This window comes from Collinsella sp. AM15-2 (assembly GCF_003471985.1).
Classification (GTDB): Bacteria; Actinomycetota; Coriobacteriia; order Coriobacteriales; family Coriobacteriaceae; genus Collinsella.
On record NZ_QRKO01000007.1, the window covers coordinates 14619 to 41519 of the forward strand.

General features: G+C 61.8%; 25 protein-coding genes. 10 read left to right on the forward strand and 15 right to left on the reverse strand.

What is annotated here, in order from left to right; translation table 11 throughout:
- Nucleotides 1-7: 7 nt before the first annotated feature.
- Nucleotides 8-946 (reverse strand): ABC transporter ATP-binding protein, encoded by a 939-nt coding sequence (locus tag DW171_RS04485; protein ID WP_117630027.1) that lies wholly within the window; start codon nt 944-946, stop codon nt 8-10.
- Nucleotides 947-1157: 211 nt separating this feature from the next.
- Between DW171_RS04485 and DW171_RS04490 the strand changes: the two genes are divergently transcribed.
- Both DW171_RS04490 and DW171_RS04495 read left to right on the forward strand, forming a co-directional pair.
- The gene (locus DW171_RS04490) at nt 1158-2303 is read left to right on the forward strand and encodes a sensor histidine kinase (protein ID WP_158571013.1); all 1146 of its coding nucleotides are present in this window, start codon (nt 1158-1160) and stop codon (nt 2301-2303) included.
- Nucleotides 2300-2929 (forward strand): response regulator transcription factor, encoded by a 630-nt coding sequence (locus DW171_RS04495; RefSeq protein WP_118270549.1) that lies wholly within the window; start codon nt 2300-2302, stop codon nt 2927-2929. Before DW171_RS04490 ends, DW171_RS04495 begins: the two co-directional genes overlap by 4 nt.
- Before the next feature lie 783 nt (nt 2930-3712).
- Here DW171_RS04495 and DW171_RS04500 read toward each other — a convergent pair.
- From DW171_RS04500 to bilR, 7 genes are all read right to left on the reverse strand, one after another.
- Nucleotides 3713-4054, reverse strand: coding sequence for a 4Fe-4S dicluster domain-containing protein (locus DW171_RS04500; protein ID WP_118270550.1), 342 nt, complete (start codon nt 4052-4054; stop codon nt 3713-3715).
- 7 nt (nt 4055-4061) lie between these two features.
- On the reverse strand, nt 4062-5150 hold the full coding sequence (locus DW171_RS04505; RefSeq protein ID WP_118270551.1) for a nickel-dependent hydrogenase large subunit: 1089 nt from the start codon (nt 5148-5150) through the stop codon (nt 4062-4064).
- Nucleotides 5151-5155: 5 nt separating this feature from the next.
- The gene (locus tag DW171_RS04510; RefSeq protein ID WP_118270552.1) at nt 5156-5857 is read right to left on the reverse strand and encodes an NADH-quinone oxidoreductase subunit C; all 702 of its coding nucleotides are present in this window, start codon (nt 5855-5857) and stop codon (nt 5156-5158) included.
- Entirely contained in the window at nt 5857-6438 is a 582-nt protein-coding gene (locus tag DW171_RS04515) for an NADH-quinone oxidoreductase subunit B family protein (RefSeq protein WP_117640500.1), read from the reverse strand. The genes DW171_RS04510 and DW171_RS04515 overlap by 1 nt, the downstream gene beginning before the upstream one ends.
- A gap of 12 nt (nt 6439-6450) precedes the next feature.
- Nucleotides 6451-9333 (reverse strand): proton-conducting transporter membrane subunit, encoded by a 2883-nt coding sequence (locus tag DW171_RS04520; protein ID WP_118270553.1) that lies wholly within the window; start codon nt 9331-9333, stop codon nt 6451-6453.
- A 48-nt stretch (nt 9334-9381) separates the two neighbouring features.
- The gene (locus DW171_RS04525) at nt 9382-10011 is read right to left on the reverse strand and encodes a helix-turn-helix domain-containing protein (RefSeq protein WP_118270554.1); all 630 of its coding nucleotides are present in this window, start codon (nt 10009-10011) and stop codon (nt 9382-9384) included.
- Between the two features lie 455 nt (nt 10012-10466).
- The gene (bilR, locus tag DW171_RS04530) at nt 10467-12497 is read right to left on the reverse strand and encodes a bilirubin reductase, long form (RefSeq protein WP_233539101.1); all 2031 of its coding nucleotides are present in this window, start codon (nt 12495-12497) and stop codon (nt 10467-10469) included.
- A 1011-nt stretch (nt 12498-13508) separates the two neighbouring features.
- Here bilR and DW171_RS04535 point away from each other — a divergent pair.
- Nucleotides 13509-14792 (forward strand): tyrosine-type recombinase/integrase, encoded by a 1284-nt coding sequence (locus DW171_RS04535; RefSeq protein ID WP_158571015.1) that lies wholly within the window; start codon nt 13509-13511, stop codon nt 14790-14792.
- Between the two features lie 12 nt (nt 14793-14804).
- Here the strand turns inward: DW171_RS04535 and DW171_RS04540 are convergent, their stop codons facing one another.
- Nucleotides 14805-15809 carry a hypothetical protein gene (locus DW171_RS04540; RefSeq protein ID WP_147357336.1) on the reverse strand — a complete coding sequence of 335 codons (1005 nt, stop codon included), beginning with the start codon at nt 15807-15809 and terminating at the stop codon, nt 14805-14807.
- Nucleotides 15810-16427: 618 nt separating this feature from the next.
- Here DW171_RS04540 and DW171_RS04550 point away from each other — a divergent pair.
- The 6 genes from DW171_RS04550 (at nt 16428) to DW171_RS04575 (ending at nt 21895) form a co-directional block, all read left to right on the forward strand.
- Nucleotides 16428-17060 (forward strand): hypothetical protein, encoded by a 633-nt coding sequence (locus DW171_RS04550; RefSeq protein ID WP_118270559.1) that lies wholly within the window; start codon nt 16428-16430, stop codon nt 17058-17060.
- A 71-nt stretch (nt 17061-17131) separates the two neighbouring features.
- On the forward strand, nt 17132-17596 hold the full coding sequence (locus DW171_RS04555; RefSeq protein WP_118270560.1) for a hypothetical protein: 465 nt from the start codon (nt 17132-17134) through the stop codon (nt 17594-17596).
- Between the two features lie 94 nt (nt 17597-17690).
- Nucleotides 17691-18086 carry a hypothetical protein gene (locus DW171_RS04560; RefSeq protein ID WP_118270561.1) on the forward strand — a complete coding sequence of 132 codons (396 nt, stop codon included), beginning with the start codon at nt 17691-17693 and terminating at the stop codon, nt 18084-18086.
- 32 nt (nt 18087-18118) lie between these two features.
- Nucleotides 18119-18592: a hypothetical protein gene (locus DW171_RS04565; RefSeq protein ID WP_147357337.1), complete on the forward strand. Its 474-nt coding sequence runs from the start codon at nt 18119-18121 to the stop codon at nt 18590-18592.
- Nucleotides 18585-19937, forward strand: coding sequence for a hypothetical protein (locus tag DW171_RS04570; protein WP_118270563.1), 1353 nt, complete (start codon nt 18585-18587; stop codon nt 19935-19937). Before DW171_RS04565 ends, DW171_RS04570 begins: the two co-directional genes overlap by 8 nt.
- A complete protein-coding gene (locus DW171_RS04575; RefSeq protein ID WP_118270564.1) occupies nt 19934-21895 on the forward strand; it encodes a type IV secretory system conjugative DNA transfer family protein in 1962 nt (653 codons plus the stop codon). The genes DW171_RS04570 and DW171_RS04575 overlap by 4 nt, the downstream gene beginning before the upstream one ends.
- 101 nt (nt 21896-21996) lie before the next feature.
- Here the strand turns inward: DW171_RS04575 and DW171_RS04580 are convergent, their stop codons facing one another.
- The 4 genes from DW171_RS04580 to DW171_RS10150 form a co-directional block, all read right to left on the reverse strand.
- The gene (locus DW171_RS04580) at nt 21997-22233 is read right to left on the reverse strand and encodes a hypothetical protein (protein WP_118270565.1); all 237 of its coding nucleotides are present in this window, start codon (nt 22231-22233) and stop codon (nt 21997-21999) included.
- A gap of 500 nt (nt 22234-22733) precedes the next feature.
- Complete coding sequence (locus DW171_RS04585; protein ID WP_147357338.1) at nt 22734-23387, reverse strand: DUF1648 domain-containing protein; 654 nt, start codon at nt 23385-23387, stop codon at nt 22734-22736.
- A gap of 429 nt (nt 23388-23816) precedes the next feature.
- A complete protein-coding gene (locus DW171_RS04590) occupies nt 23817-24413 on the reverse strand; it encodes a hypothetical protein (protein WP_118270567.1) in 597 nt (198 codons plus the stop codon).
- A gap of 4 nt (nt 24414-24417) precedes the next feature.
- Nucleotides 24418-24717 (reverse strand): DUF2958 domain-containing protein, encoded by a 300-nt coding sequence (locus DW171_RS10150; RefSeq protein ID WP_158567277.1) that lies wholly within the window; start codon nt 24715-24717, stop codon nt 24418-24420.
- Nucleotides 24718-25035: 318 nt separating this feature from the next.
- On the opposite strand from DW171_RS10150, the gene DW171_RS04600 reads away from it, so the two are divergent.
- Nucleotides 25036-25230, forward strand: a complete 195-nt coding sequence (locus DW171_RS04600; RefSeq protein ID WP_118270569.1) for a hypothetical protein — start codon at nt 25036-25038, stop codon at nt 25228-25230.
- 31 nt (nt 25231-25261) lie between these two features.
- Here DW171_RS04600 and DW171_RS04605 read toward each other — a convergent pair whose 3' ends face one another.
- Nucleotides 25262-26194: a DUF4268 domain-containing protein gene (locus DW171_RS04605; protein ID WP_118270570.1), complete on the reverse strand. Its 933-nt coding sequence runs from the start codon at nt 26192-26194 to the stop codon at nt 25262-25264.
- On the reverse strand, nt 26181-26888 hold the full coding sequence (locus DW171_RS04610; protein ID WP_118270571.1) for a hypothetical protein: 708 nt from the start codon (nt 26886-26888) through the stop codon (nt 26181-26183). The genes DW171_RS04605 and DW171_RS04610 overlap by 14 nt, the downstream gene beginning before the upstream one ends.
- Nucleotides 26889-26901 lie beyond the last annotated feature (13 nt).

Sequence of the window (26901 nt, forward strand, 5' to 3'; positions counted from 1 at the left end):
CTGCCCCCTAGTCGCGTAGCTCGCGGCCGGTGATCTCGAGGAACACGTCGTTGAGGGTCGGCGGCTCGCTCCACACGCGACCGAGTGCCACGTCGGCGGCGCGCAGCGTGTCAAGGATGTCGACCAGATTATGTGGGCTCGCCTCGCAGGTGCAGATGAGCTCGCCGCCGGACAGCTCAACCGAAAGCACGTGCTCCAGAGCGCGCAGCCGCTCGACCGTGGCGGGCTCGACGGCGCCGACCTCGACGGTCACGCGCTCGCCCATCTGAATCATGCGCTTGAGCTCGTCGTTGGTGCCCTGCGCCAGCACGCGGCCGCCGTCCATGATCATGATGCGGCTGCAGATCTGCTCGACCTCCTCCATGTAATGGCTGGTATACACCACCGTGGCGCCCTCGTCGCGCAGGCGGCAGATGCCCTCCAGAATGGCGTTGCGGCTCTGCGGATCGACTGCCACTGTGGGCTCGTCAAAGAAGATGAGCTCGGGCTTGTGCGCGATGCCGCAGGCAATGTTGAGACGGCGTGCCAAGCCGCCCGAGAGCTTTCCGGGGCGAAACTTGGTAAAGTCGCCCAAGCCGACAAAGTCGATCGCCTCGTCCACCAGCGCGCGGCGGCGCTTGCGGTCGTTGACGTAGAGGCTGCAGAAATAGTCGATGTTTTCGCGCACGGTGAGCTCGTCAAACACCGCCACCTGCTGTGGCACCACGCCGACGCGACGCTTAAGGTCGTAGCGGGTGGGCGTCATGGGCTCGCCGAACAGCTCGATGGTGCCCTTGTCGTAAGCGAGCAGCTGCAGGATGCAGTTGATGGACGTGGTCTTGCCCGAGCCGTTGGGGCCCAGCAGGCCAAAGATCTCGCCAGGGGCAATACTCAGGTTAAAGTGGTCGAGCGCGATAAGATCGTCGTAGCGCTTGACGAGGTTTTCGACGTGGACGATATCTGTCATGAGGCGGCCCTTCTGTTGGTCGTGGCCCGGTACGATTGCATCATCGCAGGAGAGGACGGCGCGCACCAGTGAGCTTTGTCACGAGTGCGAGGGGGCAGAGGCGAAACCCCCGCTCGCGCGAGCGATCGACGCCGCTTTGCCGCGCGGGAGGAATGTCACGGTTGCCCCGGGCGGCGCCTCCCCCGCGCGCAGCATCGCGTACAATACCCGTATGAACAGGCTTTTCGACAAATCGATTGTGCTGGCGTGCTGTATTGCGGCCGCCATGGGTCTTGCCGTGGACGCTCGTCTGGTTGTGGCGTTTTGCCTTGGCGTTATGGCCACCTCGGCGTCGGAAGTCGCACGAGAAGAACACGCCCATCGCGCGAGCGAGGCCGCGAGCTACGCTTACATCATCGCTGCCGTCTTCGTGCCGCCATTTATGCCGTTCGCACCCCTTGCCTTCTATGACATCGCGCGACGCGTGCGCCGTGAACGCATCTGGCCCGCGCTGGCGATTGGCGCCGTGTTTGTCTGCGCGCTTGTCGCGGACCTTCGTGGCGGCGTGCTCACCACCCGAACGCTGTTGCTAACCGCCATCCTTTCGATCGCTGCCACGTTGCTGTCGCTGCGCACCGCGCAGCTGGAGCACGAACAGGATCGCATGCGTCGCACCCGCGACAAGCTGCAAGAACGCGCCCTGGTACTCGAGGCACGCAACCGCGACCTCGCCGACCGCCAGGACTACGAAGTCGAGCTCGCAACGCTCGCCGAACGCGCCCGCATCGCGCGCGAGATCCACGATAACGTGGGCCACCAGCTCACGCGCGCTTCGCTCCAAACCGAAGCCTTGCGCGTGGTCCACGCCAACGAGCCCGGCGTCGCCGCCGATTTCGCCGATGTCAAACGCACGGTTGACGAGGCGCTCCAGCTCGTGCGCGCCAGCGTCCACGCGCTCAACGACAATGCAACCAACCTCTCCGTGCAGCTCGAGCGCATCGTTGAAGGCGTACGCTCGGACAGCGGCCCACAGATTGAGCTTGAAGTTTTGGCCGAGCATGCGCCCGCCAACGTCGCCAACTGCTTTGCGGCGGTCCTGCGCGAGGCGCTCTCCAACACCATGCGCCACGCTTGCGCCCAGACCGTCACCGCACGATGCATGGAGCATCCGTCGTTTTACCAGCTCATCGTTACCGACGATGGCGTGGGCGGGGTCCAAGCAATCGGCCGTGGCGCCGCGGAGGGCATGGGGCTCGTCTCCATGCGCGAGCGCATCGAGGCGCTTGGCGGCACCTTCACCGCCGGTCCGCGCGCCGGCGCCGGCGGCTGGCGCGTGTTTGCCACCGTTCCCAAACAGCAAGGAGATGAGGACCGATGAGGCTCATAGTTGTCGATGACGACCACTTGGTAGTCGATTCACTCAAGATTATCCTAGGCGCCCAGCCGCAGATCGAGGTGGTGGGTACCGGCGCCAATGGCGACGACGCGGTCGCGCTCTACGCTGAGCACACGCCCGACATCGCGCTGCTCGACATTCAGATGCCGGGGCGCGACGGACTTTCGGCGGCACGCGAGATCCTTGAGCGCGACGCTGCGGCGCGCGTGGTGTTTCTGACGACATTCTCGGATGACGAGTACATTGTGTCGGCGCTCAAACTGGGCGCCCGCGGCTACTTGATTAAAACCGATGTCGCCGTCATTCCTCCGGCGTTGGCGCAAGTCATGGACGGCAAACGCGTGCTCGAGGGTAAGGCGATCGAAGATGTTGACTTTGACGGGATGGGCGACAAGACGGGCACGCCCCGCCGGCCCGCAGCCTTTGCCAGCCTGACCGACCGCGAGTTCGAAGTCGCCGAGCTCATCGCCCGCGGCCTCGACAACAAGGAGATTGCCGCCACGGCTTATATGGGCGAAGGCACCGTACGCAACCACATCAGCTCAATCCTAGCCAAAATGGGCCTACGCAACCGCACGCAGATCGCCATCGCCTACCTGCGAGGGTAGTTGCCCAACGAACGACCCGGCATAACAAAACGGCTGCTACCGATTTAATGCTATTTCAATACTATGCCGGTTTACTACGACGAATCGCCCACCTTCGACCATGGTAAATTGCGCGCTTGCAAAACCGCAGGTAGAACGCTTGCAATATTTAGAAAAATGCAGTCATGGTCGGGAATGCCGAATTCATCGTAGTAAACCGACATAGTTTTGTTCGCGACGGCCCTGCACGAGTGCCTCCGCAAGCCTCGCGGGACCAAAATGATCCTTTTCCTTCCGCCCGCGGAGATCGGCAGACGGCGCCCGCCACGAAATGGGCCCATCTACTACGTTTGACTCGATACCCCCGCCCATAACCGCTTTTCATGCAAAATCGCAGGCGTTCTACCTGCGGTTTTCATTTCACATTACTTGCCGTGGTCGAGGGTAGCGGCTTAAACGTAGTAGATGGGCCCATTTCGTGGCAGACGGGTCACGCGGCGGTACTCGCGAGGCCAAAAAGGTCCGTTTTCCTCCGTCCCCGAGGGATCAGGGGCTGGTACTGATATGGTGTCATTTCAAAACTGTGTCGGATTACGGGGCTAAAGTCGGAACCCTCATCCATACCTTCATTTTTTGAAAAACGGCAGGCTATCTACCTGCGGTTTTGTTTTTGCGATTTTCTATATGGTCGGAGGTTCGCCATCCAGCCCCGTAATCCGGCATGGTTTTGTTAGCGGCGGCCCAACCGCGCGTTCACGCGCGGGGCCGGTGGGGCAATTTTGCCCCACCGGCCCCGTTTTCGCGCTATTCCGGCTTGGTTTCTACCGTGGGAGTCTTATCCGCCGCAACCGGAGTACGGGCGGTGTCCATAGTCAGGCAGTGCTTGGGGCAGCTCTCGATGCACTCACCGCACACCACGCAGGCATACGGGTCGATCGACCACGTTCCACCCTTGCGATCGACTGCGAGCGCGCCCGCCGGACAGCGACGCGCACACATGCCGCAGCAGATGCACGCGTCCATGTCGTTGACGATATGCCCGCGCAAGCGCTCGGGCGCCGTCAGTTTCTCCTGCGGATAGCACACCGTGACCGGCTGCTTGACCATGGAACCCAAGGCCGTCTTGGCGAATGTCAGCAAACTCATGCCGCGCCTACCTTTCCGTGCAGCTAATGCAGGGGTCGATGGTCAGGATAATCATGGGCACGTTGGCAATGAGCACGCCCTGCAGTGCATGCGTCAGACCCGCCAGGTTCTGCGACGTCGGCGTGCGCACGCGAAAACGGTCCAGGTTCTTGGTGCCATTGCCGCGCACATAGTAGTACGCCTCGCCGCGCGGCTGTTCAATCACAACCTCGCCGCGTGCGCCGTCGGCCGGCGTGAGCTTGGTGCGTCCACCGATGCCGTCGTGCGGAATCTTGCCCACAAGCTCCTTGATAATGTCCATGGCCTGCGTGACCTCGGCACAACGCACCTGGCAGCGGGCATAGCAGTCGCCGTCGGTGGCAACAATGGGCTCAAACGCAGCCAGATCCGCATAGGCGCCGTCGCCAAACATGCGCACGTCATAGTCCACGCCCGAAGCGCGCCCAAACGGGCCGACCATCGACAGATCCAGCGCGTCTTTTTTGCTGATCACCCCCACGCCATGTAGGCGTTCGCCGCAGCTGTCGTCGTCCAAAAACGTATGCACCAGGGCCTCGTAGTCGGGACGCATGGCGTCGAGCGTCTGGACAATGCCCGCCAGCTCGGAATCCTCAATGTCGTGTTTAAGGCCGCCGATTTCGTTGATCGACAAAATCACGCGGCCGCCGCAAGTGCTCTCAAAGATCTTGAGAATCTGCTCGCGCAGGGTCCACGAACGATAGAACAGCGCCTCGAAGCCAAAGGCATCGGCGAGCAGGCCCAGCCACAGCAGGTGCGAGTGAATGCGCGAAAGCTCATGCAGAATGGTGCGGATATACTGCACGCGGCCGGGCACCTCGATGTCGAGCATGCTCTCGCAGGCGCTGGCATAGCCGTAGCTGTGGCCCACGGCGCAGATGCCGCAGATGCGCTCGGCGATGTAGCCAAACTGGTGCATGTCGCGCTTTTCGGTGAGCTTCTCGAGTCCGCGGTGCACAAAGCCGATCTGCGGAATTGCCTCGAGAACGTGGTCGTCCTCGATCACCAGGTCCAGATGAAGCGGCTCGGGCAGCACCGGGTGCTGCGGGCCAAACGGAATAACGGAGCGATGTGCCATGGACCTTACGCCTCCTTTTTCTGCTTGTCACGGGCGGCCTTTGCGGCAAGCGCCGCACGGACCTTGGCCGCTTTCTCGGGATCCATGGCGGCGAGCTTTGCCTCCATCTCGGCAGCCTTGAGCGCGGCCTTAGCAGCGGCATCGTCATGCTGAGCATCGGAGCCGACAGCCGCAGCGGGCTGAGCGACGGCAGCGTCCGCAGCGCCCTCCCCCGTAGCGGCCGTGGCAGCGGCGGCCTTCTCGGCCGCAGCCTTGCGCGCCTTGGCCTCGGCAGCGGCACGGACCTTCATGGCCTTCTCGCGCGCGGCCTTCACCTCGGGTGTGATAACGCTCATGGGCTCGGCAGTCGAGACCTGGTAGAAATAGCCCTTAAAGTCGATCTGCATGTCGGTGATGGCAAGCCCAAACAGATCGTGTGCCTCGTTCTCAAACGGGAACACCGCCGGATAGTACGAGCTGATGGACGGAATCTCCTGGTACTGGTCGATACCCTCGACCACCAGATTCTCGATCGCATAGCTGCCGTCCCGCGCGATCTGCTCTTGCGCAGCACGAACGTTGATAAACGTATAGATCAGGCGATACGTGCCGTCGTCGACGTTGCGCTCGGCGTGCATTTGCACAAAGCGCGCGCCGACGCCCTTGAGCGCCTGGACATGCGACAGGAGCTCATCGATTCCGACGGTGGTATAGATAGCCTTTTGCATTACTCGGCCTCCTTTGCAGCGGCGAGCACACCGTCAGCCGTGCCTGCGTCGACACCGGCCCCGGCCCCCGCAGCAGCCACAAACCCGTCCTCGCCCAGCTCGACGCCACCATCCCAGGTAGCGGCACCGCCCACGGTAAGCGGATCGCCACCAGCGCGCATCACGGCCTCCTTCTGATCCAGGATGCCGCACGCCTCCACAATGGCATCGATCACGGTCTCGGGGCGAATGGCGCATCCGGGCGCGTACACGTCCACGGGAATCGCGCGGTCTACGCCACCGATCACGTTGTAGGCATCGCGGAACACGCCGCCCGAGCATGCGCAAATGCCACAGGCCACCACGCACTTGGGCTCGAGCATCTGGTTGTAGATCTGGCGCACGACGGGCAGATTCTGCGCGTTGACCGACCCCGTCACCAAAAAGATATCCGCATGCTTGGGATTGCCGGTGTTGACCACACCAAAACGCTCCGCATCAAACAGTGGGGTGAGCGAGGCCAGCACCTCGATATCGCATCCGTTGCAGCTCGAGCCGTCGTAATGAATAACCCACGGCGAGCGCGACATTTTATGATCCATGGATGCCGCCTCCTAAATAAACACGTCGACGAGAATGGGCATAAGGTTGAGCAGGCCAAACACCAGCGCCACGCCCCATCCGAGCTTAAAGCAGCTGCGCCAGGTGCTGCGCGCGAAGGTGTTGTCGATCAGCACCTCGACAAAATACGTCGCGACCATCACGACCAGGGCTACGACCCAGCTCACCGGGTTGTCCCAAACAAAGAACATGCCCACCCACATCAAAAACAGCACGGTCTCGCACCAGTGCATAAGGGTCATCTTGGCCAGCGTGCCGCCGCTCATCTCGGTGGCGACGCCCTGGACAATCTCCTGATGTGCGTGATGCGAGTACGAAAGGTCAAACGGCGACTTGCGCAGCTTGATGGTAAGCACCGCGAGCAGCGCGAGGAAAATGGGCGCGCTGTACACGATGATGGGGGCCGACTGCCCCGTCACGGCGATGGAATCGAAGCTGTCGGTGGCAAGGTACAGGCCCACGCTCATCAGCAGAACGGCGGGCTCGTAACTCATAACCTGCAGCAGCTCGCGGTCGGCGCCGACCTGGGCAAACGGACTTTGCGTCGAGGCGGACGCCAGCACCACAAAGATCGCGGCGAGCGTCACCATAAAGGCGCACAGCAGCGTGTTGGAACCCGACACAAAGATGCCGCCGCCCACGACGGTAAAGATGAGCGCGCACGCCATGTAGGTATCGTCCATGGTGTTTACGCTGGCAGGGGCCTTGCGCAGCAGCTTGGCAACGTCGAAGAAGGGTTGCAGCAGGCGCGGGCCCACGCGGCCCTGCATGCGGGCCGAAAGCTTGCGGTCAAGGCCGTCAATCAGGCCACCCACAAGCGGCGCAATCAAGGCAAACGCCACGGTGCCAATAAAAATGCCCACGACACCCGAACCTTCGAAATACTTACCGCGCAGCACCGAGGGCGCGCTCATGGCAAGTCTCTCGGGCCCAATCCACGCGCAACACAGCAGCGCAAACAAGATAATGCTGCAGCACACGACGCTACCCGCGGGGCCAATACGCTTCTCGCCAAGGGCGTCCTCCGAGTACCAATTGCGCTTTTCGGCCTTCACCTCGCGTCCCATCGAGCCGCGGAAATGGCGATATTTGTCGGTTCCCACACCCGAAAGATATACGTTTACGTGCGGTTTGTTGCTCACGCGGAATGAAGTCAGCAGCACCACGGCGATAAACGCCACGATAACCACCATCAGATACATGGCGTCCTTGCCAATAACGTACGGCACGCGGCCAAACACCATGGCCAAGTAAGGCGACACCAGACCGCTCGAGATAATCGGGAACGCCACGCAGCACAGAATCAGCAGCGCGGCGATGGTGTTGAGCGCCATCCATTCGGTCTTATGGACATTGACCTCAACGTTTTGAGCCGTGGGGTCGACGCCCGAAAGCTTGGCGAGCCACTTACCCCAGAAGAAGAACGTCGCGGCCGAGCCAAAGGCCAGCACCATGATCATGAGCACGTTGCCGGTCTGCGCAAACGCCACCAGGGCGCCCCACTTGGACACGAGCATGCCAAACGGCGCCACAAACATGCCCATGATGCCCAGCATCATCAAACGCGTCAGGTGCGGCATGCGGCTGAACATGCCATCCATGTCCTCGATATCGCGGCTGCCGATATGATGCTCGGCCGTGCCCACGCACAGGAACAGCAGCGACTTGGCCACCGTGTGGAACAGGATTAGGAAGATGGCCGCCCATACGGCCTCGGGCGCGCCGACACCCAAGCAGGCACTGATGAGTCCCAAGTTGGAAATGGTGGAGTACGCAAGCACGCGCTTGGCGTTGCTCTGCGAGATCGCCATGAGGGCAGCGAGCAAAAACGTGATGGCACCCACACTCGTGACCATAAAGCCAGTCACGGGATAGATGGCATAGAGCGGGCTCAGCTTGACCATCAGGAACACGCCGGCTTTGACCATGGTTGACGAGTGCAGCAGGGCGCTCGTGGGAGTGGGGGCAACCATGGCACCGAGCAGCCAGGTATGGAACGGCATCTGCGCGGCCTTGGTGAGTGCGGCGAGCGACAGCAGAACGACCGGCATCACTAGCAGCGCGGATTGTGCGGTTCCGGCGCCGGAAAGCTCGATCATGCCCGAGATGGTCAGCGGCATGCCGTTAAGGTGCAAGAACATAAGGCCCACCAAAAACGCGATGCCGCCCAGCATGTTGAGGATGATCTGGGTAAAGGCGTTTTTGATGGCCTCGGACGTGCGCGTGTAGCCAATCATGAGGAACGAGCACACGGTGGTGATTTCCCAACCGCAGAACAGCCACTCCAGGTTATCGCTCGTCACGATGACGAACATGGCCGAGAGGAACAGGAACATGAGCGCCAGGAACTGCGGGCGACGGTCGGGCGCGGTCTGCCCGCGCAGCGCTGCCTCGTGCTCGTCGTGGGCCTGGAAGTCCTTCATGTAGCCCAGGGCGTACACGCAGATTAGGCTGCCGACGATGCCGACGGCAAGCACCATGATCACACTCATGTAGTCCAGGTAGAGCGGCGTCGCCGTGACGGCTTCGGTCGCGGGCAGCGTCATGGCCGCAAAGGCGACCGAGCCCACCAGCTGGACTATGCCGAGCACCGTGGTGAGCGCGTTCCTATATTTGTACGCGTTGCACAGGATGACGGCGCACAGGATGACATCGATGACGGAGCTGATGATGGAGAGCACATGCGAGGTGCCCGGTGCCACCTCAAAGCTCTGCGGACCCGTGCCAAAAAACATGACGGCGACTACAACTGTCACCGCCATAATAATGCCGGAGCCTACAAGCCCTACCGCATCGCGGGCGCGGTCACCGCGCGCGAGCAGCATGCCCAGCGCCGGTACCAGCGGAAACAGGGTAAGGAAATACAGTAGCGTCATACCATCACTCCCCCATGCAAAAACGCTGCAATTGTTTAACGTTATAGCTCAGTTGAGGAGTAGCGGCGGCGGGTTTTCGGTCAACTGGGGAGTTTTAGGCGTACGGGGTAAGGGCACGTCCACTTTGGAGCAGAGAGGCGACACTCCCGCTGTCGCAGCGACGGGCGCACGGGCCACTGCGCGCGGTTTATTAACCACGTTGGGGGATGTCCCGATAGGCTCGCGGCGGTCCGAAAAGTTAGCGCGGCAAGAAAAATGCGCCCCCGTGGGCGCACCCTCTTGCTGCTCTGCCTGCTTAACGCGCGGCTTGCGACCGCGCGGCTTATCGATAAGCGCGTCGGCGCCGCCATCGCGATACTGACGACACCAAGCCTTGACCGAAGACTCGCTGGGAATCTTGTGCTTGATCATGGCCTCGCGAACCGTCAGGCCGTTTTCCAGACGGTCCTTAACCACGGCGAGCTTTACGTCGTACGAATAGGTGTGATGGCGAGCGCCCGCATTGAGCACGGCGTCGGCACCGCCCACGGCATATGCGCGAGCCCACTGACGAGCCGTGGCCTGGGGAATGCCGAGCTCCGCGGCGAGGGCACGATGACCGACCCCCTCTTGGAGGACCTCGACGGCGCGCTGCCTAACCTCGGGCGCATGCGTGCGAGTCCTTGTTGCTTCTGACATACCTGCCACTTCTACTTCTTAGCCTTAAACGTTAAATTGCTTTCTTACGTACGAGTTAGATAGTAGCATTTTACTGTTTGTTCAAAGCAGTTAATTAAAATAGACGCGGCGTTATCTGGGCATTTGACACCAATTTACGACATTTCTTTATCGATTATTTACGCTGGTAGCTAGCTCGCAGCCAATCGTCATTCGCTTGCCAACAAAATTGACATCTCTTTATGTCCTTTGGTATAGAAAATATAATTATTAACCCCTCCCCAAATAATTTTGAGCGGTCTGCAAGGCAGTAGGCGTCCTCACTCCTCATGATTAGTGCGCATTGCCATCCACCGGAGCAAAACAAAAAGGGCGGGACCTGCTGCGCTTGCAGACCCCGCCCCGGTTGACACCCGATGGGACGCGGCCGGGCGAGACAGATCCGTGCTACTGCCTCGCCTGGCCGCGATGTTCAACTATAGCTCGTTGGCCGCGTGATATGCCGTGCGAATGGCGCTCGCGATATCGGCGGTGCGCTCGCCCGAGCAGTCGCCCACGCAGGTCACGGGCACCGTCACGCCGTCCAGGTCAAACGCATTGGCCTTGGAGCCCACGGCCATCACCACGTAATCGCAGGCGATCTTCACTGGCTCCTCGGCGCCGTCCTCGGTGGTGCGCACGGCCTCCACGCTCTCGTCGGTAATGGCGGTCAGGCGCGTCTTCACGTGCTGTTCCACGCTGTGCTCGGCAAAGTCGCTCATAATCAGAGGCAGAATAGTCTCGGACTCGCCCGCGGCAATCTTGTCGAGCATCTCCACGATCGCCACCTCGCAGCCGTGCTGCAGCAGGTACTCGGCAGTCTCGGTGCCCACCAGGCCACCGCCAATGACGGCGACGCGGCCGCTGAGCTCCGCCTTGCCGGCCAGCACGTCCCAGCTCGAGACGACCTTCTCCGAATCGGCACCCGGAACGGGGATGACCACGTCGTGCGCGCCCACGGCCACAATCGCGGCGTCGGCGGCGTTGAGGTCCTCAGCGGTAGCGGCATGGTTGAGCTCAACCTTCACGCCCAAGCCAGGCAGAATCTTCTCGTAGTACTCGACCGAGCGCATGATCTCGTCCTTGCGCGGAGGCGCGGCCGCCAGCACAATCTGGCCGCCCAGATGATCGCTCGCCTCGTAGACGGTCACGTCGTAGCCGCGCTTGGCCGCCACGCGCGCAGCCTCCAGGCCGGCGATGCCGCCGCCCACCACGGCAATCTTCTTGTCACCCTCGCCCGGCTTGATGGCGACGGTCGCCTCGTCGCCGTTCTCGGCATTGAGCACGCACGAGATGTACTTGCGGTTTTGAATCGCGTCGACGCAGCCCTTGTTGCAGTTGAGGCACTCGCGGATGGGCTCACCCGTTGCGGCCTTCAGCGCAATGTCGGGGTCGCACATGAGCGAGCGGCCATAGGCGATGATATCGGCCGCGCCGTCTTCCAGAATCTTCTCGCCGGCCTCGACCGAAACCACGCGGCCGACGGTTGCCACCGGCACGGAGACCAGGGCCTTGACGCGCTCAGCCACGGGCAGCGTCCAGTTGTAGGGCATGGCGCCCATGGGCGGAATGGTGTCGCCCATGTTGCCGGTGTGGTTTGCCTGCGCGACCTGAATCATATCGATGCCCGCTCCCTCGAGCAGCTTGGCAAACTCACAGGCCTCGTCGGGCTGCAGGCCGCCCTTGCCGCGCGGCGTGCTGTCGGGGTTCTCCATGATCACGGGGAGCTTGTACTCCACCATCAGCTGCGGCGCGGCTTCCTTAATGGCGGCGACAACCTCCAGCGCATAACGGACGCGGTTCTCGAACGAGCCACCGTACTCGTCGGTGCGCTGGTTGAGGATGGCCGAGCACAGCGAACCCACCAGACGGTCGCCGTGGACCTCGATGGCGTCGATGCCGGCCTGCTGCGCGCGGGCGGCCGAGGCGGCGATAGCCTCCTTGATCTGGGTGAGCTGCTCTACGCTCGCCTCGTTCACAAAGTGCTGCATATCGTGGTGCAGCTTGGCATATGCCTGCTTGCGGATCTCGTTGGACTCGGCCATCTTGGCGGCAAAGGCCTCCTCGTCGCCGGCGGCCTTGGCCTCCTGCGCGGCCTTGGCGGCGGCCATGGAACCCATGACCATGCGGCCGACGCCGGGCACGTCGTACTCGGGATGAAACAGCTGCAGGGCGATCTTGGCGCCGTGCTTGTGAACGGCGTCGGCCGGGGCCTTAAACGTGGGGATCTGAGCGTCGGTCGCCAGCTTGGGCGTGGGGCTTGCGGTCATAACGGGAGCGACGTCGCCGATGACGATGTAGCTCACGCCGCCACGGGCCAGGCGCTCGTAAAAAGCCAGGCTGCGCTCGCCGATGGAACCGTCGCGCTCCTCGTAGCCGGTGGTTAGCGGCGGGAACATAATGCGGTTCTTGAGCTCAAGGGGGCCAACCGTAATGGGCTGGAGCAGCTTGGATGCAGGTGCGGTCATGGACATTCCTCTCTTGTAGGCGCGGCGGCGATGTTGCCGCGTAGTTGTCTAGAGGATATGGCATGGGAGCACAGTGGCGCAACGGAAATCGGCAGACAGCAGGTAGCGGCAGGTGGATGGGGCGGGGCCGGCTGCCGGTTTGTCTCGATCTGTAACAGTAAGACCCTATTTTGCCGAGCAACTGTTACAGATCGAGACAAACCGAAACCGTCCCGGCGGAAAATCTCAATCTGTAACATCTACAGGCCAAAAACGACCCTAGATGTTACAGATCGAGACATTCCTCTCGACCCATCCTCAACAATCTAGATCTGTAACATCTGGACCCACTTTTGCCCCTTTACTGTTACAGATCGAGACAAACCAATCTAGCCTGCCGAAAGATCTAGATCTGTAACGGTTACTCGGCAAAATGGGCCCCAGATGTTACAAATCAAGACAAACGGGACCCGCCTGCAAGAAAATCTCAATCTGTAACAACAACTCGGCAAAATCCGTCCCTCATGTTACAGATTTAGACAAACCGTCCAGGCGGGGACTCAACATCTCAATCTGTAACACCTAGCCGCCCAAATCGGGTCTAGATGTTACAGATCGAGATTTTGTTTGAGAGGCCGAGAATTGGACCGAAAATACGGTCCCGGAATAACAAAAAAGCTCGCCGGCTAGGCCGACGAGCTGCAATTTCTTGGTCGCGGGGGCAGGATTTGAACCTACGACCTCCGGGTTATGAGAACGGAATATCGATGTTTATCGACACTTTTTGAAGCTCTTTGATACCGTTATATATGCAGGTAGATTAACATATTTTGATAAAATGCTTGAATCAATGCCGTGCCAATTTCGACCAAAATTCGACCAACGATTGCTTGACTTCAGCAGTTGCATCGCATACGCTCGGAGCAGCGCACACGCGGCACCGCCGCAAGCGGTCGCGCGTGCGTGCTGCTCCGAGCGTATGCGATGCAACATCGGAACTCGACACCGCCCACTTTGCAGAATCTAGGCATCATGGATAGACCACTTGTCGTCGGAAAAGGCAGCGCCGTCAAAAGCAAAACCCAAAAGGGCGTTTTCTACATTCGCCATAACATGGGCAAAGACCCCGTTACGGGCAAATACGCATACTCCCCGAGGCGCAAGGTCTACGCCAGGAACAAGTCAGAGCTACGCGCTGCCCTCGAGGCGTATAAAGCCGAGCTGAATGAGGGGGTCGTTGTCAAAAAATCCTCCCAGACCGTCGGAGAATATGCCCAGCTATTTCACGACACTCGGAAAAACGAGCTGAGTCCCCTCAGCTACGATCGAGAGCAGCTCGAAATCAACGAAATCAAAGAGTTGTTCGGAAACTACCCCATAAGAGACCTTCGCGCGCCCGTCATCAAACAGGCATACGTCGACGTCCGCAAGACCGCGCGCTTCTCTGAATCCGAGCTGCACAAAATCCACGTCAAGCTGAAACAAATCATGAAGGCGGCCCTTGTCGACGAGTTGATACTCAAAAACCCATGCGACGCAATATCAGTTCCGCGGCCGCAGGGAGCCGAGAGGCAGTCCCTGCGCCTCGATGAGGCGAAAAAGCTGCTTGAAACCCTGCTGTCACAGGAAATGGACGCGCACAGAATCGGAATGCTCCTCCTGCTCGACACAGGCATGCGACGAGGCGAGCTACTCGGCCTCTCCTGGTCCAACGTTCATCTCGACGACGGCTACATTTTTGTCGGCGAGCAGTTCGCGGCAGACAAGAACCCTCGTGCCCCCAAGAGCGCCAAGGGGCTCAGGTCGATTTCCCTGAGTCCCTTCATGAACGATAGGCTGTCCGCATGGAAGATGCTTCAGGGCACACTGCTCTCCGAGGTCGGGCTGGAACAGGACTCGTCCACCCCGGTTGTCCATGCCCTGCGGGACGCGCGCAAAAAAGGAAGGGCGACGATGAAGAGCGAGCGCCGGAAATGCAACCCCATCGAAATCGTCCATATGGACCCCAACAACTTCGGCCGCTGGTTCCGCGAATGGTCTTCCGACTACGGCTTCGGCGAGTTTACGGAAATCACCCACTACGTTGAACGAGATGGTGTGCGGTACGCAAGGGGGAAGGGGTACACGGGCCTAACTCCGCACATCCTCCGTCATACCCAGGCAACGCTGCTCATTGGCGAGAACGTCGACATCAAAACCGTCAGCAGTCGTCTCGGACACAGCACCGTAAAGCTCACGCTCGACACTTACTCGCACGCAATTGCCGCCAAGGACAAGGCGGCTGCCGACACTATCGGCAGCCTGCTCTCCCATTAACAAGATGACGACCTACATCAAATCCCGTGGCAGCTCCTTGCCAATCGCGCGTCTGTACTGACGCGCCGACTTTTCGGCATCCTTACACCCAACGCTGCAATACTTCTTCATCCTGCCCCTACGCGTCGTAAAGACCTTTCCACAGTGAGGGCATCTCCTAAGGTCGTCCTCCGGATACCACTCTCCGAGCTCATACCAAAGCCACTCGAACACGCTCGTAAACGTTGGGGCAAACTTGAGCCCGGTCCCACCGTTCTTTTCGATCGGAATCCATCCGAGACTCGAGCGGGCAGTGAAGAACACCACCAGCGTCTGTAGAAGTTCGGACGCAACCCGCTGGTCGAGGTTTAGTCCGTCTCCGTCGCCAACCCCCGAATCGTGCCCAATCCTCCCGTCCATCCTCTGGTAAACCATGCCACCGGGCAGGCTCACGCAGGGGTAGCAGATTTCACGTCCGGCGTCCGAAACAATTCGCGCGCCGGTGCGTAGCCCCCCGAGGGCCGAAATGATGCAGCCGAGCGCCGGCACATGTTCCGCGTCGCCCCTTCGGCCGACACGCCACGACGCCACCTCCGACCCATCGATTTGCCTGACGTTATCGAGCGGGAGGTACTCTTCGCCAAATGGATATGCAATAAGCTCCGGAGCGATGAGACTCATCAACGCATCACTTCCAGCTGGCACGCGGAGGGGGATTAAGACGACTAGCGATTCACACCCATAATAAGAGTTCTTGACAGTGAAGGCTTCCGCCAGCCCCAGCCCGAGTCCAATGTCTCGCGCACGTCCAAACTCAACGTCCCGAAGCCTAATGGCGTAATTAAACAATGTTGCCGCCCAATACCACAAAGACAACGGCTCTCTAATTTCCGATCCGCCGTCTTTGCCCACTCCGAACAACGGACCTACAGAGTGGGCGACGGACAGAACAGCGTCGCGGTCCTCTCTCACCGGCTCGAGCGGTCGGGCGGCAGGAGACAGGATTGACAGCATCTCGAACGAATCTTTGAATCCCATGGGCGATTCCCCGACTGTAGATCTGGGGCATTCATAAGGAAAGCGGACGAGATTGGCGATATCAACGAAAGTAGAGCCGTCCTCGTAGGCCGCGCGACAGCCCGCACCAACGGACCCAGAAGCCGTGAAGACGAGCTCGTCCCCGTCCAGCCGAACGTCATCGAAGCCCAGTGCCCTTCCCATCATCAAATCAAGACCAAAAGTCGGCATAAGGGAGCATCACCATCCTCTATCCGCAATCCACTTTCACGATCTCTCCATTGAAATAGACGTCGGTCCACGGATTTAACCTATTTTACCTGCGGATTTTATTATACCCTTTCTATACCTTTTTGGGTATTTTTAATAGCGCCATATTTGAACCATCGAAGGCGACAAACGTACGCCTGGGCACCGATTGGAGGCATTTATGGCCGATGACAGCACTATTGAGGCGCAGTCCGGAAAGATCCTGACGCGCGATGACGTCGCGGAAAAGCTGCATCTCACGGCGGACACCGCCGGGCAGCTAATCGCTCGCACGGGTAAGGGAATTTACCTGTGCAGACGCACATACATATTCGAACGAGACCTTGATTCCTTCTTAAGCTCCCTCCGAGGCGGAAGCAGCGAGGAAAAATGATCGATTACGAGGGCCTACCCGCCCCGAAGGAGTACTACGACGGCATCGGCACCGTCATCACCCCAGAGACGTGGTTCGAAATCTCGGGCATAGAGTACGCTCCGGCTCGCATGCCACGGCGGACGCCCGCCGCTTTGGCGAAGGCCGCCGAAGAAGCATTTCGCACTAAACGCAAGGATGCGAGAAAAAACGATATGCAGCGGCTTGAAAAAGGGGCCTGGATCTGGGTGGCTCAGGCGAGTGGCGAGGCTGCAGCAGTGCAAGCCGTAGCGATTGCGATGTCATCCTTAAGTGAGGCCGCATATACAGACACCGGGGAGTTGACGGCGTCGCTTGCCAGCGAAAAACCTCTCTCCGCCCATACGGGATCGCAGCTGATCGATTCCCTCTGCAGTTCGCCGACGCTCGTAGTCGCCGGAGTGGGCGACAGCCACCTGCCAGAAGAAGCCGACGCACTCCTCGAGCTGATGGAAAAACGTTGGCGGCAGAAGCGCGCAACCATATTCGCCTCCGCGTACACAGGAAAGACCATTTCACGAGCGTTGGTCAGGTCCGGCGCGAACACGGAACGCACGAGAGAACTCGTAGACCTGGTATCGAAGGCAATTCGGTCGGGGAGGCAGTCATGATCGGATGCGGGGCGAGGGCACCCCCGACGATAGCAAAAACACTGTCAGATCTCTTATTCGAAAGGAGCCTTATGGAATCAGGAGAAGCCGACGGCCCGGCCGCATGCAGCAGCCCCGCTGTTTTCGAAGCCGGCAACGGGAGATATACGCTCGACCTCGACGACGAAGTCGAGATTCTCAACCCTTCCGATGCAGAAACCGCCGACACTGTTGAAGTCCTGCGATTCAGGCACGAAATCGAGGGGGTGCCACGCACCTTCGTTATCTATGTCGCCGAGAACGAGCCGACAGAGGCGATTGACCAGCTCTCCGTCATCGACGATCGCTACGGCATCCCCGACGAGGAGCTCGTCAAGATAGCTGCGCGTGCCTACGTCGTCCACGGGAACGGGCCGGCGCACGACAACTTCGTGAAACGCTTTTCGGCAAGGATCGAGGCGCAGTGCCAAGAACTCGGAGCATTCCCCGCAGTTCCGGCGGACCTCGCCAGCGAAGACCCCGAACTCGCCTTCAGGGTCAAGCACACCCAACCTTAAACCAAGGTGCCGGCGACCAAACCAGCCAGCACCACTCACAGAGAGGAACCACAACGGTCTCAATCAAACTGACGGCAGCATCAGGTACGGCAACGTGACCTACTATGTCCCAAGCGGTTCCGAGCCCTTGCTCCAGGACGATTTCGTCGTTGCCCGTCCCGCAATTGTGCAACTCAAGTACCCCGTCAAGGGCATCCCGAGGAATTTCATCATCCCTCAGAGTGCCGTCGACGACCTCAGCGCGCATCGCCCAAAAATTGTTGTGGAAATCATCAGACGCTGGGGCGATATTCCCAAGGGCGAGCTTGCGCGAATTGTGCTCGGAGCAAACATGAGCCGCAACAAATACAGCGTCGGAGAGATTGACGAGATCGCAGAGCTAGTTGACTTCGACGCCCTCCAGATTAAAAACTCGCTCTTCGCATACACGCCTTTGCCGGCTTCCGAGGCACCAAAAGGCTATCCGATTACGTTCACGGTAGATGAGTAGACACCGCAGGGGGCCAAACGGCCCCCTGTTTTATGAGGATACCTATGATCGAAACCAAAACTGTCAGCGTGAAGCTCGACTCAAAGCTCTTTACCGCCCTCAAAACACGGGCAGAGCTCAACGATTCCAACGTCAGCGGCGAGATCCGCTCGCTCCTGCGCTCGGCGCTCGCCGCGGAGGGGCTCGACCTCTACGGCAACGAGGTCGCGGGCTTCATCCGCGGCGTCGTCGACGCGCGCATGGACGTCGCCGCACTCGACATCGAGCGCAAGCTCGACGCCACCGAGGACCGCATCGCCGCGGTCCTCTCGCGCCCCATGACCGCCGCCATCATGGCCGGCCTCATGTCGGCCGACGTCCTCAAGGCCTCCTACGCCTCGCTCGACGATGTCCCCGTCGCGGACATCTGGAAGAACTACCTCGCGCAGGCCGGCGAGCTCAGCCGCGCCGGCCTCGGCCGAATCGAAGAGGTGAGGCTCCACGCGCGCGAGCGCGCCGATGGCTAGCCCGCCCGTCATTGTCAACCACTCCGTCGTCCGCGCGGGGACGCCTGCGAGGGCGACCGCCGCGGGCCTGGCGGCATACGCCGGCACCCGCCGCGGCGTCGTCATCGAGGTCGGCGAGGCGGACGGCAGGAGGCTCGGCGTCGACGGCCTGGCCGCCTACGCCGCGAACAGGACCGGCTCGACCGGCGGCCTCTGGGGCGCGGACGGCCCGGTCGCCGTGGCGGAGGCCAGGCGCGCCATCGCCCAAAACGGCGGCGCGGTGCTCACCACCGTCGTCACGGTCCCGAACGACATCGCCCCAGACGCCGGCCTCGACCGCCTGGACACCTGGCAGGCACTTGTGCGGTCCGAGTGGCCGAGACTCTTCTCCGAGATGACCGGCGTGCCCGAGAGCCGCGTGGAGTTCTACGCTGCGATGCATATCAACGCCACGAGCCACCACGTCCATATCCTCACGGTAGACCGCGCGGGCGACTGGGACTCCCTGCTGCCCAAGGGGAAGATGGAGGCGGCGCGGCTCGAAATCTCCTCGAAGGCCATGGCGCCCCTCCTGCGGGAGGTCCGCATTGAGCGCGACCGCGCGAGGGAGGCCGCGCTGGACGCCGTCGCCCGCATCGACCGGAACCGTTTCGATATCGAGCTGCCGTCGGACGGAAGGATCGAGGCCGCCCACCTCAGGCGTTTCCACCCGGAGGCCTCCGCCGCGCTGAGGGAGGCCCTCGACCGGGCGGCATCCGACTCCCCCGCACTCGCCGGCGCGCTGGACCGCCACAGGAAGGCGGTCGAGAGATGCGCCGACCTCAAGTGCCTGACCGGGGACACAAGAGATGCCTATATCCGCGCCGCCGCCGGAGATCTCGACACCCGCTGCGAAAACGCCGTGCTGCGCACCATGGTCCCGGACAGGGCCCCAGCACGCGAGCCGTTGCCGGCGCGGCGCGCCACTCCGGCAACCGGCCCCGCAGCGGAAAGGAAGCGAAAGGCCGGCCTCGAGACCGAAGCGCGAGCATGCATCCCGGCAAAACGCCTCGAGCACATTGCACGGAAACTCTCGCGGGGCGGCAGTATCGACGACACTGACCTCAGGGGGTGCCCGACGGCAGGTCGGTTCTTCCGGCAGACGCCGATGGCGCACCCGTTCATCGAAGCCGCATCCGCGGCGGGCTGGAGTATCGCCAGGGAAACGACGCGTGCTGGAAACCGAGACTTAGCTGACGATGCCGGCGAGAGGGCCGTCAGGGCAGCAGCCCTGACGATGTGGGCAGTTGCCCATAGCTTCGATGAACAGCCCGAAACACCGCCGATTGAAATCGCCAACAAGATAGAAAGGACGATCGCCCGATGAAACCAAAATCCTTCAACCGCGACATGCGGAAAGAGCTCTCCTGCACGCTTGCGGCATACGGCATCATGGCGGCGGCTGCCGACGTCGCGACCGTTAGCGCCTGGGACTACGTCACATGGTGGATTTGCTCAATTACGGCAGATTTATCGGCCTTGTTGCGCCTCCCCGACACGGCCGTCCCGGGCCCCGAGCCCTCCGCCATACTCAACCCGCCGCTAACCACGATAGCCAACGCAGCGGCGGACTGCAGACTAGGAACACTCATCGCTGCCGTCGTCGCCGTCACGGCGGGCATCCTCGCCCTCGGGTTCGCCTCCTGGGCATGCGCTTGGGCGAGGCTCCACGACGGGACGTTCGCCGGCGACCGCGCGCCCACGCGCACGCACGGGGACGCCTGGCTCGAGTCGAGGCCCTCCAGGGTCGCGAGGCGCTGCCCTCCCTGGGACGGGAAGGCCGCCGCGGAGGGGCTCGTGGCGGCCGGCTGCATCGGCGGCGGGATCGCGATGGTCCCCGCCGTCCACTGCCTCATAAGGGCGGGCAGCGGCGCGGGCAAGACGAGGAGGTCCCTCGCGATCAGCGTGGCCGCCGCGATCGACCGCAACGCCCACGGGATACCGACGTCCGTCATCGTCCACGACCCGAAGTCCGAGATCCGCGCATGGACCGAGCCGCTCGCCAGGAGGGCCGGGATGGAGGTCGTCGCCATCCGACTCGACGATCCCGTCAAGTCGGCGAGGTTCAACCCCCTCGACCGCGCCATCGCGGCGCTCGGGACCGAGGGCACCGCCGGTGCCGTGGCCGAGCTCCGCGAGCTGTCGTCCGCCATCGTGCCCGACGCCTTCTCCTCGGGCCAGAGGTTCTTCACGGACGCCAGCCGCAACCTGCTGACCGGCCTCTGCCTGCTCGCGATAGCGGACGGGCGGATCCCCGACGGCGCGCGGAACCTCTCGACCGTGCTCGCGCTCCTGGAGCCCCGCGACGGGAAGAGCGTGGTCAAGTCGCTGGAGGAGCTCGCCGCGGACCTGCCGGCGGGAAACCCAGCGCGCCAGTTCCTCCTCGTCGCCTCGTCGAACGGCGGCGGGGGCGAGGCCCTCGTCTCCACCGCGCGCAACTACCTCATGTCCTTCTGCGACGACGACGTCAGCCGCATGCTCTGGGACGGCGAGGTCGACCTCGCATCGGTCGGTCGCAGGCCCACCATCCTCTACATCGCCAGCGCGACGGACCGCGGCGACCGCGGCGCGCTCGTCTCGTGCATCTTCTCCCAGGCGCTGTCGGCACTGCGCGAGACCGCGCGCCTGTCCGGCGGCAGGCTGCCGGCGGAGACCCTGCTCGCCATCGACGAGGGGTCCGGGATCCCCAAGATCCCCCGCCTCCTCGGCGACCTCGCCGAGGTCCGCAGCATCGGGCCGCACGTCGTCTTCGTGCTCCAGAACACCCATCTGCTCGAGGCGCGATGCGGTTACCCCAGGGCGGAGTCGGACGCGCTGCTGGCGCTGCTCGGCACCCAGGTCGTCCTCTCGGTAGAGTCCGTCGGCGAGGCGGAGGAGATCAGCAAGCGTCTCGGCGACTACAGCGTCAAGACGACCGGGCAGAGCTCCACCAAGGGGACGCAGAGCTCCTCGTCCGGCAAGTCGTTCTCCGTGGCGCGCCGGCCGCTGATCACCCCGTCGGAGCTCATGGCCTGGAGCGCGCGCGAGAACGGCGCGCTCGTGATCGACGCGGAGGGCCCGATGGCACTCGCCAGCCGCGACATCACCGAGACGTTCCTGGGGCCGCTGCTGGGCCTGACGTCGCCGGAGGCCGAGGGCGCGCTGCTCGCGCGGGCGCTCGAGGGGGAGGTCCGGAACACCTCCCCGGCACCGGTGTGGCGCATCCCGGAGAAGCCGAAAAAGCCCAAGGGGTCGCCGTCCGGCGGCAGGAAGCGCAAGGTACCCGCCGCGCCCGACGGGTTCTGATGCGTCATACGGCCCTGTCTGCGAAAACGGCCCGCCGTCATACGGTGCGCGAGGCGCGTATGACGGCGGGCCGTGACCGCCTTCCGGGTTAACCGGCCACGCTACCAGCGGAAACGAACTCGGCACGCCGAGTTGCGCCGCAAAATCCCGGGCGCCCGTAGTGCGCCCTTATCCTGCTCCTCATGATGGCGCACCTCGACCCAAAGGCCCTCCAACACGTCGTCGAACCCGAAATCGAGCTCCGCCTGGACGCTCTCGCCGAGCGCATCGCCCAGGGCGAGCTCCGGCACTTTCGTCACACGGCCGTCCAGCCACTCAATCTCTGTCATCGCGCGCATGGTGCAAGCCCCTTCCGACACGGGATTGTCAGCTCAACCCGACCCTTACCCATACGGACGAACATAACTCGCCAGGGGAAGCCCCTGAAGGCCGTGCGCCACAACATGAGGCCGAATCCGCCCCCGGCTGGACAGGCCAACAACGAAGGCGCACACGGAACCGGCGCGGCGTTACAACCGTCCCGGCAAGCGTGTCACTTGGCCAAGTCATGATGCCGACAAACCCGGAAATGCTCCAACGGAGCGCCGAACGAGCGTAACAATATAAAGCCGTGCAACACGCGTTGGACGACCAGAACAACCCAAACAAAGGCCTGTCGGTCCCACCTTCAAGCCCAATAGCAAAATGTGCATCAGCGGATTTGCAGCGATACAAGTCTCAACCGTCACCATCACACCGCAGCGCGCCTAGTCCCACTCATCCTACTGCAAATGTCCCAGAACGAGAAAACGACCAGCTTAACATGCCACCCTTTATATCCGCACGCGCGTAATTCAACTCATAAGGACCGGCTATCCCTTACCTGTGACACGATCTCAAACGCACAGAACAGAATCATCAGTCCAATCATCGCATAAGAGGCAGCCGAACCTTCAAGCACTATTCCACAAAGAACAATCTCCGCGCCGCCAATAAGAACTGTTATCAGGCGCTCTGCCTTTTTGCTCTCGCCGCTCGCATAAAAAGGCGGCAAGGCGCACAAGATCACATATAGCCCGGGAAGGGAATACAGGATCGATAGTCCAAGCCCCCCATCAACCGCAGTGTTTTGCGCAAGAATCAACTGAACCCAAACGGCAATTATCACTGAGCAGGTTGTCGATAAAAGAAGGCTAGAAATATAGCACGCAACAAAGTCCCGTCGCATTCGAACAGAGAAATCCGCGAACTCTCTTCGCCGCGTGGAAACAATAAGGTACACAGAAATTGCAATAGAACCAATCAGAGAAAACAGCGGAACAACCAGCAATTCAAGCTTATTACCCCATCGATCAACCACACCACCACTCCAATGAGCGGGAATTGTATCAGGGAGGACTGACCAAGCCGCCCATAGAATCAGAAATGGAAGAATAGAGAGGATGAAAGATGATAACACTGCAGTAATTTTTTTTGAGGCTCTCATCGATTCCGCATCTCCTTGCGCGCTCACATTCCACTCCGCCTTAAATCAAGTATAAATACACAGTCTTTCAAGACAGCTATTCAACATTGGTGGTCACCGCTATGGACAATGTGAACCACCTAAACGAACTCTCAATACAGTCCCAGCTTAGCACCCTTGAAAAACTGGTCGCGGACGCGGAACAATCTACCGACGCAAGACGCGATTTCGAAGCTCAGCCTCGTGCCGTATTCCAGAAATATGGATTACAGACCTCCAAATCAAAGCGGGAAATCGAAAAGTCTCTGTACGAACTGGTGGAGTCAACCGAAAAGGAGGCGCGTGTCCCCGTTGCACGCGCAGTATATCGTCGTATCCAGCTCCTACCGTCCAAGGCCCTTGGACGGTGGGAGTTCCGCATCCCCGGGAAAGGAAAAGCGCGGCCCATCCGGACCGCGCCCGCGCCCTCCTCCCATTTCACCCCGCGACGTAAACCGTCCGGCCCGTCTCGCAGTCGATGGTCTCGGCGTCCCCGAACCCGACCCGGACGGCCGCCCATCCGCCGGCATTCGCCAGCGCGTCGGCCTCGGACCTCGCGGCGGCGATGAGTCGCTCGAGCTCGGCCGACCCGGCCGGCGCGGTCCCCACCTCGAACGCCCCGCCGTCGCCTCCCGACTCGTACTCGACGACGACTGTCGAGCCGAGGGCCTCCTCGAGGGTCTCGGGCAGGCCGCCCATGCCGTCGAGGGCGTGCCCGGCGACCGTGGCTAGCGGGTAGCGGGCCATCCCGGACGCCGCCGAGCGGCCGGCCATGCGGAGCAAGCCGGCGGCCTCGGGCGCCTCGAGGAGCGCCGCGGGCACGTCGGCGTCGATGGCGATGTCGCCGCGTCCGCGGCACCACTCGGCCGCCGCCGGCACGTTCGCCGTGAGCACGCCCCACTCGGCCATGTAGCCCTCGGAGCGCGGGTCCGTGGCGTCGAGGAGCAGGACGGCCAGGCCGCCGCCCGCGTACTCCCCGGCCACGAGGGCGAGGCGGACCGCCTCGCCCATGGAGTCGAACTCGACCGTGACCATGCGGCTACCTCCTCCTGACGGCGCTGAGCGGCTTCGGGGAGAAGTGCTCGTCGCGCTCGACGGCGGCGAACCCCATCTGGCGGTTCAGCTCGGCCATCTCCTTGATGCTGAAGTAGCCGAGCTCGTCGTCGTAGCCCTCGACGAGGCCGAACGCCTCGTCCGTTCCGTCGAACTCGAGCAGCCACCAGTCCCATCCGTTCACGCACGAGAAGTAGTGGGCGTAGACCGTGGGGTCCTCCGCCCCGTCCTGCTCGTAGAGCCTCGGCACCGTCTTGGCGATTTCCTCGGTCATCAGCTGCTGCATGTCTTCCTCCGTTCCGGGCACGTGGCCCTCAACATCTCGCCCCTGCGGGCAAAGCCGAATGGCGACGCCGCGCGTCGTCGTCGGCTTTGCTCCCTGCAAAGCCGCACCGGAGCGAAGGCGGGTCAAGGGAGGTCCATGACGACCTCCACCAACCGGAGCGGAGCGGAGGTTTGTGCGGGGTCTCATGGGCCCCCTTGACGCGGCGTAGCGGAGGTGCCACCCGGCCGCGGAGCCGTGGCCGATTCACGGCGGACGCCGGCAGCCCGCGTCCAACATCGATACCATCTGAACCGCTATTCACTTTTCGAGAGGAGCCATATGGAACTCGAGAATATCGTCTACGAGCTCGCCTGCCTTCATGAGTCGATGCTCTTTTGCTGCGAAGACCGGTCCGGCAGGGAGGACCCGGTCTTCGCGCATTACTGCATGGCGCTGGGAAGGATTGTCAGGGACCTCGAAGAGGCCGAGCGGCGTATCCGGGCCGAAACGGCCGACGCCGAATCCCGTCAATAGAAAACGCCCGGCATTTACTGCCGGGCGTTTTCTAGAGCTCGATCTCCGCGATTATTTTTTTCATCTCGAGGGCCCATCCGAGCTGTTCCTCGATGTACCCCGGCCATGCGTCCTGGTGGCCCTTGATGGGGTGGCCCGCCTTGTAGAAGCGCAGTCCCGAAGCCTTTTTCGCATCGAAGGGTGCCGCCGTCAGCCCGAGGTGCTCCTCGAAGATCCCGCTGTTGGCGATGGCGCGATGCCCGATCTCCTTGTCGTCGTCCACGTACAGCTCGATGCCCGTGCGGCCCTTTTGCGTATCGATGAGCAGGGCGAGATGGTATGCCGAGACCCCCAGGCGAAGCGTCGACCAATGGTCCTTGCTGGGCTTCTGCGGGCTGAACTCCTTGAGGAACTCCGGATGGCCGCCCGCCACATCGCGGTAGGCCGTCCAGTACGCCAGCTTGACCTTTTCGGTCTCGCTGAGCCCCTCGGAGAGCTTCACGGTCTTGGTCCACTCGTTCGGCTGCTCGACCACGCCGAAGCGCGGGGCGGGCAGGGAGTCCCCGATCTTCCAGAGCTCGACCTCGACCAGGAAGAACCCGAAGTCGCTGTCGGTGTGCTGGTTGAGCCACTCGATGGCCTGGCGGTGCTCGTCGCGGGCGCGCGCCACGACCCAGATGACGACCTCGGCGCCCTTGCCGGCGGCGTACGTGATCACCTTGCCGAGATGGTCGTGGTTGGTGTCCTCGAGCTGGTTCTCGATGATCACCTTGCGGCCCGTACCGGACTCCTGCGCGTAGATGTCCACGTTGAACGATCCGACCGAGGACTCCGTCTCTATGAGCTCGAGCTCGATTCCGACCGCCGTCCCGAGGGTTGCGAGGTTCTGCTCCTCGGCCAGCCACTTGGTGAAGTCGTGGGCCTCATGCGGCCACACCTCGCGCAGGGGGACCTTCTGGATGGTGTCCAGGTTATAGGTCTTCATCCGCCGCCCTCTCGACCGATAATCCAGTGCCGTTGTAGAGCCTCTCGCCGTCAAACGAACGCAGCAGGAGCCCACGACGTTCGTCGACGTCCTTCAGCTCGCACGGATACACGAATAGCAAAATGTTTTGCCGGTACTTGTAGTCAGCGTAGACATCCGGATCGCCCGATCGCGTAGGTATGGACGCGATATCGTCCGCCATACGCTCACTTGACCCCACGTATATTCCGAGATAGTCGCTGAACTTCTTATCGTGGTCATGCCTGCGGTATGTCGCGATGAGATAGCAGCCGGGCATATCGTAGCCGTTGAACGCAGCTTCGGAGGCTTTGACCTGCTGGCAGATGAACTCGTGCAGGGGCATCACCGTCGACGCGCCTTCAAATATTGATTGCCTGGCGTCATCGATCTTCTTGCGAGCCTCCGCGGCGGCCCTTGAGTCCTGGAACGCCTTCGTGGCATCCCCCAACGCGCCGGCTGCCGCGCCGACGCCTTCCGCCGCCGCACCAAATCCCTTGCCGATGCCGTCGGCAACAGCACGCGCGCCGTTGGTTGCCCCGTCGGCAGCGCTTTTCACGGCTCCATCGACATCGAAACCGAGCTGCTTTGCCCCATCGACAACCCCGGCGGCGGCGGCCAAAACCCCCGCTGCAAGATTCACCGTGTCTTTTACGGTTTTCAAATTGACGGCCATATCGAGCCTTCCC

Bases quoted from the DNA above. Each gene is read 5' to 3' on its own strand.
- DW171_RS04540 (WP_147357336.1), bottom strand. From the start codon at position 15,809: ATGGGATTCAAAGATTCGTTCGAGATGCTGTCAATCCTGTCTCCTGCC.
- DW171_RS04490 (WP_158571013.1), top strand. From the start codon at position 1,158: ATGAACAGGCTTTTCGACAAATCGATTGTGCTGGCGTGCTGTATTGCG.
- DW171_RS10150 (WP_158567277.1), bottom strand. From the start codon at position 24,717: ATGCAGCAGCTGATGACCGAGGAAATCGCCAAGACGGTGCCGAGGCTC.
- DW171_RS04610 (WP_118270571.1), bottom strand. From the start codon at position 26,888: ATGGCCGTCAATTTGAAAACCGTAAAAGACACGGTGAATCTTGCAGCG.
- bilR (WP_233539101.1), bottom strand. From the start codon at position 12,497: ATGACCGCACCTGCATCCAAGCTGCTCCAGCCCATTACGGTTGGCCCC.
- DW171_RS04570 (WP_118270563.1), top strand. From the start codon at position 18,585: ATGGCTAGCCCGCCCGTCATTGTCAACCACTCCGTCGTCCGCGCGGGG.
- DW171_RS04500 (WP_118270550.1), bottom strand. From the start codon at position 4,054: ATGAGTTTGCTGACATTCGCCAAGACGGCCTTGGGTTCCATGGTCAAG.
- DW171_RS04575 (WP_118270564.1), top strand. From the start codon at position 19,934: ATGAAACCAAAATCCTTCAACCGCGACATGCGGAAAGAGCTCTCCTGC.
- DW171_RS04555 (WP_118270560.1), top strand. From the start codon at position 17,132: ATGGAATCAGGAGAAGCCGACGGCCCGGCCGCATGCAGCAGCCCCGCT.
- DW171_RS04520 (WP_118270553.1), bottom strand. From the start codon at position 9,333: ATGACGCTACTGTATTTCCTTACCCTGTTTCCGCTGGTACCGGCGCTG.
- DW171_RS04565 (WP_147357337.1), top strand. From the start codon at position 18,119: ATGAGGATACCTATGATCGAAACCAAAACTGTCAGCGTGAAGCTCGAC.
- DW171_RS04505 (WP_118270551.1), bottom strand. From the start codon at position 5,150: ATGGCACATCGCTCCGTTATTCCGTTTGGCCCGCAGCACCCGGTGCTG.
- DW171_RS04605 (WP_118270570.1), bottom strand. From the start codon at position 26,194: ATGAAGACCTATAACCTGGACACCATCCAGAAGGTCCCCCTGCGCGAG.
- DW171_RS04590 (WP_118270567.1), bottom strand. From the start codon at position 24,413: ATGGTCACGGTCGAGTTCGACTCCATGGGCGAGGCGGTCCGCCTCGCC.
- DW171_RS04535 (WP_158571015.1), top strand. From the start codon at position 13,509: ATGGATAGACCACTTGTCGTCGGAAAAGGCAGCGCCGTCAAAAGCAAA.
- DW171_RS04525 (WP_118270554.1), bottom strand. From the start codon at position 10,011: ATGTCAGAAGCAACAAGGACTCGCACGCATGCGCCCGAGGTTAGGCAG.
- DW171_RS04515 (WP_117640500.1), bottom strand. From the start codon at position 6,438: ATGGATCATAAAATGTCGCGCTCGCCGTGGGTTATTCATTACGACGGC.
- DW171_RS04550 (WP_118270559.1), top strand. From the start codon at position 16,428: ATGATCGATTACGAGGGCCTACCCGCCCCGAAGGAGTACTACGACGGC.
- DW171_RS04600 (WP_118270569.1), top strand. From the start codon at position 25,036: ATGGAACTCGAGAATATCGTCTACGAGCTCGCCTGCCTTCATGAGTCG.
- DW171_RS04580 (WP_118270565.1), bottom strand. From the start codon at position 22,233: ATGCGCGCGATGACAGAGATTGAGTGGCTGGACGGCCGTGTGACGAAA.
- DW171_RS04485 (WP_117630027.1), bottom strand. From the start codon at position 946: ATGACAGATATCGTCCACGTCGAAAACCTCGTCAAGCGCTACGACGAT.
- DW171_RS04495 (WP_118270549.1), top strand. From the start codon at position 2,300: ATGAGGCTCATAGTTGTCGATGACGACCACTTGGTAGTCGATTCACTC.
- DW171_RS04510 (WP_118270552.1), bottom strand. From the start codon at position 5,857: ATGCAAAAGGCTATCTATACCACCGTCGGAATCGATGAGCTCCTGTCG.